A 12,769-nucleotide genomic window follows, 5' to 3' on the forward strand; every position below is an offset into this window, starting at 1 on the left:
AGGCCGGCAACGGCGTGGTGAAGGACACGTCCACACCGTCACCGGAGCGGGCGTCGCCCCCGGATCCGCACCGTCTCGCGGTGGTACTGGCGCCGCCCGAGCAGCTTCCAGAGCACACGCGCGGGCACCGGCAACCGGGCCAGGAACGCTCGGCGCTCCTCGGGCGAACAGTCCTCCAGAATCGCGCCCAGCGCGATCATCAGCCGGTCGCGGGGGGTCTCGGCGAGACCGCGCTCACCGACCGCGTGCCAGTCCTTCTCCGACACGTGCAGTGCCACCAGGGGCATGACCTCCCGCTCCTCCTCATCGAGATGGGCGCACAGGTGCCGGTGATGCCGGCGCAACGCCTCCGCCAGCTCGTCGCGGTCCTCCGCCCGCGCCCCGGCCTGCCACCGGTCCATCAGCACCTGCACCTCCGCGATCCCCTCGCTCAGGTCACGGTGCTGGGCCTCCATCGCCAGCACCTGCTCCGCGTCGAGGTCGAGGTGAGGCAGGAGCACCGGCCACAGCATCTCGTCCTCCCCGGTGTGATGGGCGTGCAGACCGATGGTGTAGAGACGCCAGTGCTCGGCCAGGACCCGCGCGCGGCCGTTGTCGGCGGCCGGTACGTCCTGGACGAGTTCGGCCAGCAGGCGCGACTCTCGGCGGAACACCTGATGGATCATGGCCATCTCGCGGGTGTAGGGGTGAACGGAAAGATCGGAAGGATGTGCCTTGGTCATGCCCCCAGCCTTGCGAACAGGGATTGCAGCCCACTTGCAGCCGACTTGTCCACGGGCCCATGTGCCGGTTGGACGGCGCAGCTACGGGGTTCCACTCTCGGCAGGCGCGACGCTGGTGGTGGAACCGGGGATGGCAATACAGGCGTGGCCGTCGTCAACCGCTCTTCGGGAGCGCACGCGGGGGAGAGATTGCGGCCACCCCTGCGTGACCAATCCCCCGGATGAGGAATCCGCGGAATCCCTCTTTTGCCGGACAACCATGCGGCCCACAGAACCCGACCATCGAAACCTGGCTCCTGACTCACCGCCCACGGCGTCACCGGCGCCGCGTACTGAGACGTACTGACTTCCTTCACAAGCAACCGTGTAGACCAGGGCTCCTGGACCAGGATCCCGGCTTCGACTGCACTCCTCCCGGACACCTCAGCCACGTCCTCAGCAGCGGTCGGCCGCGCAGGTCGAGCGAGTGGGCCGAGACTCCAGGCAGCCCCTCACGCTTCGCAGTGAAGCCGCCGAACGTCGGCGCCTCGACGAGATCGAAGCGGCGCGTCAGAAACGTATCCGCTGGGAAACCGCCCTCGAAGAAGCGCGCGTCCAGTGCGCCGAGGCGCACCGAATCGGGCGCTTCGAGGCGCAGGGAGCCGAATGGCGCCACGCCACCCGACTCGCGGAGTACGTGAGCGCCTTACGCGCGAGGAGAGACCATCCCCGCAAGGCAGACCCGAACGGGGCTACGACAAGTACCGCCGCCTGCTCTGGGAGATGGGAGTCGAACCGGTGATCGCACGCTGCGGTGCGCCGCACGCTTCCGCCGCCTACGCATCCGCTGGGAACGACGGGACGACATCCCCGAGGCCTCCCTCGTCCTCGACACCTGCCCCATCACTCACCGACACGTTCGACGCCTTGTCGGGACCTCTTACTGGCGACTGCAATCACCGCCCCGTCGAACGACTCGACCCGCTGAGCACACCACCCCGACTGCCCGACATCCCCGAGCCACAAGTTGACGGCCTGCCCCAGCATCACGGAACGTCACGACCGAGAAGCGAGGGGGCGGGGCCGACCCACCGCGCGGCAGTCGGCCTCACCACCCCGCTGCGGAGGCCACTCCTCGCGAGCGCGCGCCTCGGACGGCACCCTTGAGCCACACATGACGTCCCATCAGTAATCACGCCGCCCGTGCGTCAAACGTGCGTCACGTGCGTCAGATATGCGTCAAGATATCGCCCGTAACGCACGTAACGCACATAATGCACACTCGACAAAGCCGCAGGTCAGCGGCCCTTCTCGGCAGGCTCAAGGATCGCGACGCACTCGACATGATGGGTCATCGTCAAACATGTAAGGCCGAAACAGGTTAAAGAAAGCCGCAGGTCGGCGGCACATGAGACACAGAACGGGCGCAAGATCAATGTGCATTACGTGCACGGTGTGCGCTACGTGCGATCCATGACGCACGACCGGGCGACACTCAGGGCTCCGCGCCACCGAGAACCGGCGATCCGGCCGATCCGAAGCGGACGCCCGAGGGGCGGAGCGCCGTGATCATGCGGTGTTCGGCCGGTCACGCACGCCCGGACCGGGACCTGCCCGACCGGAACACGCACTGACGCACAGAAAGAGCAATAGCCGCTAATTGCCTAAAATGCCCTGTTAATGTCTCGTCAGGTGCCGCACTTTGTCGACCGAACAGGGAATGAAGCTTGTGTCCAGGGTGGCAGGAGTCGAAGCGGGTCAGCGCCGCCTGAACGGTCCACAGACGACGGGCCGCGAGTACCGCAACCTGTCGGAGCCGGTGCACGGCATGCGGTGCGACCGGGACGTCACCGTGGGGATGCGCGACGGTATCGAGTTGCTGGCCGACGTGCATCGGCCGGACAGCGACGGCCGGTTTCCCGTACTGATCGCGGCATCACCGTACCCGCGCCAGATCCAGGACCTGGGCGCGCCGATGGGCTTCATCGAGGCCGGCGCGTCCGATTTCTGGGTGCCGCGCGGCTACGTGCATGTGATCGCCAACCTCCGGGGGACGGGGGGATCCGGGGGGACGTTCGGGTTCTTCGACGCTCAGGAGCGTCGCGACCTGCACGACCTGGTCGAGTGGGCTGCGGAGCAGCCGTGGTGCGACGGCAAGGTCGGAATGATCGGCATCAGCTACTTCGCCATGGCCCAGCTGGAGGCGGCCGTCGAGCGCCCCGCGCACCTGCGGGCGATCTTCCCGGTGGCTGTCACTACCGACCTGTACGAAGCGGCGATGCACCACGGGTTGTTCAGCTCCAGCTTCGTGACGCCCTTTCTCGCCATGGTGGGGCTCACCTCGGCTCGCAGCGACCGGTTCTGGCGCAACCGGCTGATCGATGCGGCCCGAGACGTTCTGCGTACGGCGCCGCTGCACAAGAAGTTCGCCACGATGAACGGCGAGTCGTCGGTCACGCTCCTGCATGCCGCGCTCAAGCTCCACCACGACCCGCACCCGTGGGACGACCTGTGGCGCGCCATGGCGGTCGAGCACCCGCTGCGTGACGCGTGGTGGGACGAACGTAATCTCCTGCCGCTCCTCGACCGCATCGAGGTTCCCACCTATCTCGGCTGCGACTGGCAGAACGTCCCGCTCCACCTCCCTTCCACGTTTCCCGCCGTGCGGGCGCTGACCGGTGCTCCGGTCGTCCGGGTCGCGATGCTCGGCGAGTTCGGACTCACATGGCCGTGGGAGAGCCTCCATGTCGAGGCACTCGCCTGGTTCGACCACTGGCTGAAGAATCACGACACGGGCATCCTCGACGGCCCCGCGATCCGGTACTGGATGCCCGGCGCCGACGAGTGGCGCACAAGCGATACCTGGCCCCCCGAGGGAACTGAGCAACGCGAATGGAGCCTGCGTGCCGACGGCACGCTCGGCGACGAACAGGACAGTCCGGGCGAGCGGTCGCTCATGGTGCTCGGCGCGGGGCTCGGTCGGTCGTGGTCGAGCGACGCCGACCCTCCCACCCAGCTGGCATGGACCAGCGAGCCGCTGACCGAGACGCTCGACTTCGTCGGCGACGTCGAGGTCGAACTCCACGCCTGCGCCACCGCCACCGACACCGCATGGATCATCACCCTCCAGGACGTGGCGCCCGACGACACCGCCGTCGATATCACCGCCGGGTGGCTCCGGGCCGGCCTTCGCCGGGCCGACTCTCACGCCGACGCGGCCGCGCCGCTGGAACTCCCCTGCCGCGGATCCGAGACTGTCGTCCCGGGCTCGGTCACCACGTATCGGATTCCACTCGTCACCAACGCCCGGAGGTTCGCCACCGGGCATCGCATCCGGCTCGTGGTCACCAGCGACGACCAGGACGAGAGCACCCCGGCCATCATGGGATTCCGCCACGCGCCCGTCGGCACGAGCAGCCGCAACACCGTGCGTTCGTCGTCGAGGCTCGTGCTGTCCGTGGCCGGGCGGCCCGACCGGCGCACCCCGGAAGCGGGCGTGAACTCGTGAAGGATGAGCCTGAGGAGAACGCCGGCTCCGACGGCCCGGGCAGCCTCGACCTCGAGCAGGCCCTGACCATCCTCGCCTGGAGCGATCCCGCACTGACCGAGAACCCCGGCGCGGCGTTGACCCGGCTCGGCATCGACGTACCTCCCGCCCTGCGGTTCGACGTGAGGGTCCAGCGTCCGGACACGCTGTACCTCGTCATCCCGCCCGTGTCCTGCGAAGAAGACGGCGGCGAGAACGTCGTGAACCAGATGGACCTGTGGCGCAGCGGCGAGCAGTTCGTCTGGATCCTGCCGCAGGACGCGAAGACGTCACTGCTGGGGATGCGCGAGCAGTACCGCAATCGTGGCGGCGGGGAGGGCCGATGAGCGGTGCCGATCGTTTCACCGAGCACTACCGGCTGCTCAGCACTGACCCGGCGATGAGGGCAGCGCTGCTGGCCGATCCCAAGGCGGCGCTCGCCGCCTACTTCGGCTCCGTCGTCGACGGCGCGTACCGCATCGAGGTCATCGAGCAACGGGCGGACACGATCACCGCGGTCATCCCGGCTCCTCCCGGGCCGGGTGTTGACCCGGCCGCCCGACTGGCCGACGTGTCCGGACGGATCTACGACATGCTGCACAGCAACGGCATCGGTGGCTACCTGATTCCCGACGAGGCACTCACCTGGGTGCTGCGGGACATGCGAGCGCTGTGGGCGGGAGGAGATGCCGCCGATGGCGGCGACGGTTCCACCCCGGGTCGCTGATCGTGCCGAGCGCGCACTGTGCTCCGTACTGTGGGAAAGGAAGGTGGCGTGAAGGTACGCGACGCGTTTTTCGAGGTGCTCCGGAGCCACGGCATCACCACCGTCTTCGGCAATCCCGGCTCGAACGAGCTGCCGCTGCTGCGTGACTTCCCCGACGACTTCCGCTACGTCCTCGCACTGCACGAGGGCGCGGCGATCGCGATGGCGGACGGCTACGCCCTGGCGACCGGTCGACCCTCACTGGTCAACCTGCACGCCGCGGCCGGCACCGGCAATGCCATGGGGAACCTGACCAACACCCAGTCCGGCCACGTGCCCGTGGTCGTCACCTCCGGACAGCAGGCCCGACGCTACACCGCCCTGAACGCGCTGCTCACCAACGTCGACGCCACGGCACTGGCCGACCCGCTGGTGAAGTGGAGCCGCGAACCGCTGCGCCCCGAGGACGTGCCCCAGGCGCTCTCCCAGGGCATCCTGCTGGCAGGAGCCGCCCCCGCCGGCCCCGTCTACCTCTCGCTGCCCCTGGACGACTGGGATCACCAGGCGGATCCCGGCGCACTGAAGCACCTCAAGGCCCGCACCGTGCAGGGCGACCCGGTCGTCTCCGAACCTGCCCTCGACCTCCTGCGCCGCCGGCTCGCCGTCGCGGCCAGCCCGGTCATGGTCGTCGGGCCCGGCATCGACGACGCCACCGGATGGGACGGAGCCTGTCGGCTCGCCGACCGGCTCGCCCTTCCCGTGTTCGTGGCGCCGAGCCCGTCCCGCTGCCCGTTTCCCACCCGGCACCCCGGCTACCGCGGTGTCCTGCCCTCGGACATCCCCGGGGTCGCACGCCACTTCGACGGACACGATCTCGTGGTCGCCTTCGGCGCGGCGATCTTCCGCTATCACTCGTTCGAGGAAGGCGACTACCTGCCTCCGGGCACCGAACTGTGGGCAGTGACCTCGGATCCCGACGAAGCCACCCGAGCACCGTTCGGGCAAATCCTGGTCGGCAACCCCTCCGACGCCCTGGCCCGCCTCGCCGAGACCGTCCCCGCCCGCCACCGACCGCCGCCACCACAACTCGAACGAACCAGCCGCCTCGACGAGACCGGCCCGGCATTCAGCGCGGAGGCGATCGTCGACGCCCTCGACGCCGCCAAGGACGAGAGCACCGTTCTCGCCCACGAATGGACGTCGGTCGACACGACCTGGGACCGCTTCGACATCTCACGACCGGGAAGCCTGTACTTTCCGGCGTCCGGAGGCCTTGGCTGGGGCCTGCCGGCAGCCATCGGCCTTCAGCTGGGCGATCCCTCGCGCCGCGTACTGGCCATGCTCGGTGACGGCGCCCTGCATTACACCGTGAGTGCGCTGTGGACGGCAGCCCGCTACCGCGTCCCCGTGGTCTTCGTCGTGGCCCGCAACGGCGAGTACGGGGCGCTCAAGAAGTTCACCGAGGCCATGCGGGCACCCGGAGTGCCCGGGCTCGACCTGCCAGGCATCGACTTCACCGGCCTCGCCGCGGCGTACGGGATTCCCTACACCCGTGTCGACACCCTCACCGGACTGACATCAGCGGTTACCGCCGCGCTGGCCATGGACGAGCCACACCTGATCGAGGTGCCTCAGCGGCCCCTGGGAACCGGCTGATCGGGATCCGGCCCGACCCGCCGGGGCGCGGGGACTGAGCCGGGCGCGCGTTCATCGTCGGACCCGTCCGCGAGCAGAGCGGCAGGCCTCGTGCCGTCAGGTGCGGCAGGACCCGTGCCGTTGGAGGCCGGGCGCGAGCGTCTCCGCCCGCGGCGTGACACACGACGGCGGCCGGCGGATGTCCGCCGGCCGCCGTCGTGTGTCACGCGAGCGTGAGGAAGAGCTTCTCCAGTTCCTGCTCGCTCATGGGGGGTGCGCCTTCCTCGCTCTCGGCGAGGCACTGGCGCATCCCGCTCGCGACGATCTTGAATCCCGCCCGGTCGAGGGCGCGGGAGACGGCCGCGAGCTGCGTGACGACGTCCTTGCAGTCGCGGCCGGCCTCGATCATGGCGATGACGCCCGCGAGCTGCCCTTGAGCGCGCCTCAGCCGGTTGAGGACCGCGGTCGCCGCCTCTTCTTCCACCTTCACCGAGTTCCTCCTTCATACCGACCATCGACTCAAGAATACCCCTGCGGGTATAACGCTAGGGGTGTGCGGCCGATTCCCGGGAGCCTACCCGGGGCGCGTCCATGGCGGGCCGTGGGCGGCGTACTCGCACTGCGCCCCAGGCCACCGCCGTCCCTGCCGCGAGTCCGAGGGCGGTCCAGGTGAGCGGGCTGGCCCAGATCGCGTGGGGCAGTTGCTGGCCGAGGACGAAGACACCCATGACGACGACGAACCAGCCGAACGCCTTGCGCAGGACGTCCTGGGGGATGCGTCCCGCGAAGCGGCTGCCGATCAGACTGCCGACGACGGCCGCGGCGGTCACCATCAGCGCCAGGCTCCAGTCGATCTGGACTCCGTCGAGGTGACCGGCGAGTCCGGAGAAGGACTTCATCGCGATGACCAGGAGCGAGGTGCCGACGGCGACACTCATGGGCAGTCCGCCGAGCAGGGCGAGGGCGGGAACGACGAGGAATCCGCCGCCGGAGCCGACCAGGCCGGTGACCGCGCCGACGACGAGGCCTTCCACGACCACGTGCTTGACGGGCATTTCCGCATGTACGGGCTTTGCCTGCATCGGCTTGCGGGGCTTACGGAGCATGGCGGCGGCGGTGGCGAGCATCATCAGGGCGAACGCGACGAGCAGGACGGTTCCGGGGACGTACTCGGCGAGGCGTCCGCCGCCATAGGCGCCGACCATGCTGACCGCGCCGAAGACCAGACCCGTGCGCCAGCGCACCCGACCCGCGCGAGCGTGCGGGACGAGCCCGACCAGGCTGGTGGCGCCGACGACGAACAGCGAGGTGGCAATGGCTTCCTTGGTGTCCATCCCGGCCAGGTAGACCAGGATCGGCACGGTCAGGATGGAACCGCCGCCACCGAGGATGCCCAGACTGACGCCGATCAGGACGGAGGCTGCGAGGACGAGCGTGATCACGAGCGGTCCCGGAGGGAGGCGATGACGGTGCGGATGTCGGTGCGCGGGCCGCGGTTGTAGGGCAGCTTGGCCAGCATCATGCCCATCGCGCAGGTGTTGCTGAGCGCGGCGAACGTCAGCCCGGCGCCGATCGCCGTGCCGATCAGGTGCGCTCCGGGCACGAACACACCCACGACGCCGGTGACGACCACGATCGATCCGGCGATGAGGCGGACCTGGCGCTCCAGGTCCCAGCGCGCCTCACCGCGGTTGACGGGAGCACCGGCAGCCTCCCAGGCCATCATGCCGCCGTCCAGAACCCGCAGGTTCGGCAGACCGGCCTCGGCGAGGGCCTGCTCGGCCTGGGCGGCGCGGGCACCGGAACGGCAGACGAGGACGACGTCCTCGTCCAGGTGGGTCAGGAGTTCGGCGCGGTGCTCGCGCAGGGTGTCGAGCGGGACGTTGTAGGCACCGGGGATGTGAACCGTCCGGAACTCGCCCGGGGTGCGCACGTCCAGCACGCGGGGGCCGCGTCCGCTGTCGATCAGCTGCTGAAGGGCGGTGGGGGTGAGGCCGGCGATACGGAAGGCGTCGGTCGTCATGAGAACTCCGTCGTGGCGAGGTGAGTCCGTACGCGAATACGGGGCGGGGTATATGCGAGGCCAGGGGTCGGGGCCGGCGCCCGCGCGAGGAGGGCCCGTCAGGGCAGAGGGCCTCCCCCGCAGGGGCGCCGGCGGTTCGTCGCGGCCGGGAAGGGCCGGCCTGCGGGCGCGCCAGCAGGTCAGACGGTCGCGGGGGTGTTCAGCAGCGCCCAAGCGGCGTAGCCGCCGAGGATGTCCGAGACGTCGGTGAAGCCGTGATGGCGCAGCAGGCTCGCGGCGATCGACGAGCGGTGGCCGCCGGCGCAGTGCAGGACCAGGGAGCGGTCGCGGGGAATCTCGTCCAGGCGGCGGGGCAGGTCGCCGAGCGCGATGTGCAGGGAGCCGTTGATGAAGCCGTTGTCTCCGCGCTCGCCGCAGTTGCGGACGTCGAGGACGACCGGCGGGTTGTCGCCCGCCAGGGCGGCACGGACCTGGGCGGCGGTGAGGCGGCTGGCCGGGGTGACCTCGTCGGCCAGGGCGTTCAGGGCGTCGTCCGGAGAGCGGAGGTATCCGGCCACGCGGTCGAAGCCGATCCGGGCCAGTCGCGTGATGATCTCCTCCTCGCGGTGCTGCGGGGCGAGGACCAGCAGGTCGGCGTCGGTGGGCAGGACGGTGCCGGCCTGCTCGGCGAAGCGGCCGTCGGCCGGCACGTTCACCGAGCCGCGCAGGTGTCCGGCGGCGAACTCCTGCGGGTCACGGGCGTCGACGACCACGGCGCCGGAAGCGCGGTGGTCGGTGAAGTCCTCGACGCTCAGCGGCCTCGGTGCGGCGGCCGGGTCGAACAGCTCGCGCTCCTTGCGGTTGAGCTCGGCGTCGTAGGCGAAGTAGCCGGGAGCAGCGGACTGGCCGGCGGTCACGATCGCCACGAAGTCCTCCTGCGACATGGGTGCGCAGGCGTAGTTGGTGGCTCGCTGCTCGCCGATGGTGGACTGCTTCTCGGTCGAGAGATTCTTGCCGCAGGCGGATCCGGCGCCGTGGGCGGGGAAGACCCGCACCTCGTCCGGCAGGGCCATCAGCTTGTGCTGCACGCTGTCGTGGAGCATGGCGCCGAGTTCCTCGGCGGTGACTCCGACGGAGGCGAGCAGGTCGGGGCGGCCCACGTCGCCGATGAAGAGCGCGTCGCCTGTGAGCACGCCATATGGGACGACGTCCCGGCCGTGCTCGTAGACCAGCACGCTGATCGACTCCGGGGTGTGCCCGGGCGTCTCCATGATCTCCAGGGTGACGTCGCCGAGGCTGATCGTCTCGCCGGAGGCAAGGTGGCGGATGGGGTACTCGGTCTCGGCCCGGCGGCCATAGCCGATCCACGCACCGGTCTCGGCCGCCATCTCCAGGTGTCCGGCGACGAAGTCCGCGTGGAAGTGCGTGTTGATGACGCCGACCACGGTCAAGCCGCGGGCCTCGGCGTCCGCCAGGTACTCCGAGACGTCGCGGCGGGGGTCGACGACCACCGCCTTGCCGGTGGTCTCGTCGGCGATCATGTACGACGCCTGGGAGAGGCAGTCGAGGTAGTACTGGGCGAAGAACACGGAAAACCTCCGTAAGCGATGACTCAGATACCCCGGGGGGTATCCGAGAGGTCAAAAGGCGGCCCGCTCCCCGGAAGGGCGGGCCCGCGTGAACGGGGGGGGAGGGTCAGACCACCCCGGGGGCGGACCCCGTCACGACCGGGCGCCCCACACCGACCCAGCCCCAGGTCCCACCGGCGACGGAAACGGCATCCATCCCAACGGCGGCAAGGCTGTCCGCAGCCCACTGGCTGCGATTGCCGCTCGCACAGATCACGTACACCGTTCGCCCCTCGGGTATGCGGGGCGGCGTGGCGGCCAGCGTCGACATCGGGGCGAGGCGCGCACCGGGCACGTGCCCCGCCCGGTACTCCTCCGGCTCCCGCACGTCCAGAACCACGGCGCCGGCAGTCCAGGCGCCGGCGAAGGTCTCCAGGTCCACTTCACGAGCCATGAGCGAGATTCACCTCCACATACCCCCCTGGGTATTTCGTCTTCGACGGTAAGCAACTGCTGTCAGGGTTGTCAAATACCCCCATGGGTATTTGAGGGCGCCGCCAGACGGTGGGCCATGGAACAAACCCGCACCCACCCCCGTTGAAGCTCCCATATACCCCGCCGGGTATATGGGAGGAGAGTGGAACCCATGTCGACCGTCGAGCTGACCAAGGAAAACTTCGAGCAGACCGTCACGGGCTCGGAGATCGTGCTGATCGACTTCTGGGCCGGATGGTGCGGACCCTGCCGCATGTTCGGCCCCGTCTACGAGAAGGCGGCCGAGCGTCACCCGGACATCGTGTTCGGCAAGGTCGACACCGAGGCGCAGCCGGAACTCGCCGGCACCTTCCGGATCTCCTCCATCCCCACCCTGATGGCCGTCCGCGACCGGACCGTGCTCTACGCGCAGCCCGGCGCCCTGCCTCCGCAGGCCTTGGAGGAACTGATCGCCAGGATCCGGTCCGTCGACATGGACGACGTCCACCGGCGGGCCGCCACCCGCGCGGCCGAGCGGAACTGACGCGCGCAGCGCTACCGCGAGATCGCGGCCGAAGGGCTGCGCACGGCCTCTCAGCGCCTGTCGTCCGCCTCCGGCCGGATGCGTCAGGACATCATGCTGCTGTACGCGTCCCGCTCGGGGCCGACCTCCAGCGCCACGACGAACCAGGGCGGCCACGCACCGACGCGGTCGCCATCCCAGCAGTGAGGTGAGGACCATGCCGTACGACCGCACCATCAAGGTCTCCGGAACCTTCGACGAGACGGTGGAGGCCGTTCGCCGCGCCCTCGCCGACCAGGGCTTCGGCATTTTGACCGAGATCGACGTCCGGGCCACACTCAAGGTGAAGCTCGACCACGACATGGAGCCGTACCTGATCCTCGGAGCGTGCAATCCCCCGCTCGCCCGTCAGGCCCTGGACGCCGACCGCTCGATCGGGCTGCTGCTGCCCTGCAACGTCGTGGTCCGCGCCGACGGCGACCAGGTGATAGTTCAGGCGATCGACCCCGCGACCATGGTCACGCTCACCGGCGTCGACGCCATGGCCCCCGTGGCGGACGATGCGGCGCGCCGCCTCGACGCCGCACTCGCCACCGTGGCGGAAGTCGGCACGTGAGCCGCGGGGACGCCGTACAGAGTCGACCACCGCCACTTTCGAGGCCGCGCCACGGTGCGCCCCGACATGACGCCCCCTGGGGCCGCGACGCACTGGCCCCCGGCAGGATGCGGCGCAACGATGGAGACACGGTCCGACCGCCGACCCTGCACGGCAACCGTTATGGCAAACAGGCCGGTGGTGAGCCTGTCGCGCATCACCACGGTCGCCCTCCACCGCCCCGGCGCCGCGTTCTCCATGCGTCGCTCCGGTGGCCGGCGGCCGCCAGAAGGGAGACGCATCATGTCGTACGGCACCCAGGTACGGGACGAACTGCGGGCACCCGGCCGTGAGCTGCGGCGCGCGATCCCGCAGGTGCACGAGGGCTACAAGCAGCTCCACGACAGCGCGCTGGAATCCGGTGCGCTGGACGCCAGGACCAAGGAGCTCATCGCGCTGGCCATCGCGGTGAGCAAGGAGTGTGACGGCTGCATCGCCCATCACGCCCAGGCCGCCGTCCGGCACGGCGCCACCGAGCAGGAGGCAGCCGAGGCGATAGGGGTCGCCATCTTGATGAACGGCGGGCCGGGCACGGTCTTCGGCCCGCGCGCCTTCGCCGCCTTCCGCGAGTTCCAGGAACAGAAGACCACCGCCGCTTGAGCACCCTGCCCGTGCGGCAGGGCGCGACCCCGACAGCACAGCACCAGCCCCATGGGCGGTGATCACGCATCAACCATGCCTGAGAGTCTTCGGAGTTGACTCGACGTCTACCTGATCACCCGAGTCGGGAATCGAGGCCGGACCAAACGCCTGGCGCACGAGGGCTCGACGTGCAGTGCGTGCACTCCCCCTCTTCGCAGGCAGGGACTCTTGGTGCCACGCATCCACGCCTCGGTTACCGCGAGCCCCGCTGCCGCGTGCTGATCACGAACCAGAGTCGGCAACCCGGTTGGCGCGGCAGCCGGCGACTCGCAAGCCACCAGTGACCCACCGACGAGTAACTGAAGAGCGGATGAGAGCAACCGCGGTCACCACGATG

The 12,769-nt window shown here is 69.6% G+C and carries 13 protein-coding genes; 7 read left to right on the forward strand and 6 right to left on the reverse strand.

Annotated elements, in window-relative coordinates; all coding sequences use genetic code 11:
• Positions 1–38: 38 nt before the first annotated feature.
• Complete coding sequence (locus tag ACIPXC_RS08880; protein ID WP_401615044.1) at positions 39–671, reverse strand: hemerythrin domain-containing protein; 633 nt, start codon at positions 669–671, stop codon at positions 39–41.
• 1,768 nt (positions 672–2,439) lie between these two features.
• Between ACIPXC_RS08880 and ACIPXC_RS08885 the strand changes: the two genes are divergently transcribed.
• From ACIPXC_RS08885 to mdlC, 4 genes are read left to right on the forward strand one after another with little or no spacing between them, the layout of a single operon-like run.
• Entirely contained in the window at positions 2,440–4,209 is a 1,770-nt protein-coding gene (locus ACIPXC_RS08885; RefSeq protein ID WP_401615047.1) for a CocE/NonD family hydrolase, read from the forward strand.
• On the forward strand, positions 4,206–4,574 hold the full coding sequence (locus ACIPXC_RS08890) for a nitrile hydratase (RefSeq protein WP_401615050.1): 369 nt from the start codon (positions 4,206–4,208) through the stop codon (positions 4,572–4,574). The genes ACIPXC_RS08885 and ACIPXC_RS08890 overlap by 4 nt, the downstream gene beginning before the upstream one ends.
• The gene (locus tag ACIPXC_RS08895; protein WP_401615052.1) at positions 4,571–4,954 is read left to right on the forward strand and encodes a hypothetical protein; all 384 of its coding nucleotides are present in this window, start codon (positions 4,571–4,573) and stop codon (positions 4,952–4,954) included. Before ACIPXC_RS08890 ends, ACIPXC_RS08895 begins: the two co-directional genes overlap by 4 nt.
• Positions 4,955–5,002: 48 nt before the next feature.
• Complete coding sequence (gene mdlC / locus ACIPXC_RS08900; protein WP_401615055.1) at positions 5,003–6,589, forward strand: benzoylformate decarboxylase; 1,587 nt, start codon at positions 5,003–5,005, stop codon at positions 6,587–6,589.
• A 202-nt stretch (positions 6,590–6,791) separates the two neighbouring features.
• On the opposite strand, the gene ACIPXC_RS08905 is transcribed toward mdlC, so the two are convergent.
• From ACIPXC_RS08905 to ACIPXC_RS08925, 5 genes are all read right to left on the reverse strand, one after another.
• Entirely contained in the window at positions 6,792–7,058 is a 267-nt protein-coding gene (locus ACIPXC_RS08905; RefSeq protein WP_031004254.1) for a metal-sensitive transcriptional regulator, read from the reverse strand.
• Positions 7,059–7,113: 55 nt separating this feature from the next.
• Positions 7,114–8,010: a sulfite exporter TauE/SafE family protein gene (locus ACIPXC_RS08910; RefSeq protein ID WP_401615058.1), complete on the reverse strand. Its 897-nt coding sequence runs from the start codon at positions 8,008–8,010 to the stop codon at positions 7,114–7,116.
• Positions 8,007–8,591: a rhodanese-like domain-containing protein gene (locus ACIPXC_RS08915; protein ID WP_401615060.1), complete on the reverse strand. Its 585-nt coding sequence runs from the start codon at positions 8,589–8,591 to the stop codon at positions 8,007–8,009. The genes ACIPXC_RS08910 and ACIPXC_RS08915 overlap by 4 nt, the downstream gene beginning before the upstream one ends.
• Positions 8,592–8,770: 179 nt before the next feature.
• Positions 8,771–10,159 (reverse strand): rhodanese-like domain-containing protein, encoded by a 1,389-nt coding sequence (locus ACIPXC_RS08920; RefSeq protein ID WP_401615062.1) that lies wholly within the window; start codon positions 10,157–10,159, stop codon positions 8,771–8,773.
• 106 nt (positions 10,160–10,265) lie between these two features.
• Positions 10,266–10,592, reverse strand: coding sequence for a rhodanese-like domain-containing protein (locus ACIPXC_RS08925; RefSeq protein WP_401615064.1), 327 nt, complete (start codon positions 10,590–10,592; stop codon positions 10,266–10,268).
• 192 nt (positions 10,593–10,784) lie between these two features.
• Between ACIPXC_RS08925 and trxA the strand changes: the two genes are divergently transcribed.
• The 3 genes from trxA to ACIPXC_RS08940 all read left to right on the forward strand — a co-directional run bounded on the left by trxA (position 10,785) and on the right by ACIPXC_RS08940 (position 12,390).
• Complete coding sequence (gene trxA / locus ACIPXC_RS08930) at positions 10,785–11,156, forward strand: thioredoxin (protein WP_401615066.1); 372 nt, start codon at positions 10,785–10,787, stop codon at positions 11,154–11,156.
• 196 nt (positions 11,157–11,352) lie between these two features.
• The gene (locus tag ACIPXC_RS08935) at positions 11,353–11,751 is read left to right on the forward strand and encodes a DUF302 domain-containing protein (RefSeq protein ID WP_401615068.1); all 399 of its coding nucleotides are present in this window, start codon (positions 11,353–11,355) and stop codon (positions 11,749–11,751) included.
• A 282-nt stretch (positions 11,752–12,033) separates the two neighbouring features.
• Entirely contained in the window at positions 12,034–12,390 is a 357-nt protein-coding gene (locus ACIPXC_RS08940) for a carboxymuconolactone decarboxylase family protein (RefSeq protein ID WP_401615070.1), read from the forward strand.
• Positions 12,391–12,769 lie beyond the last annotated feature (379 nt).

The organism is Streptomyces sp. NPDC090021 (assembly GCF_044748225.1).
In the GTDB taxonomy this organism is placed as follows: Bacteria; Actinomycetota; Actinomycetes; order Streptomycetales; family Streptomycetaceae; genus Streptomyces.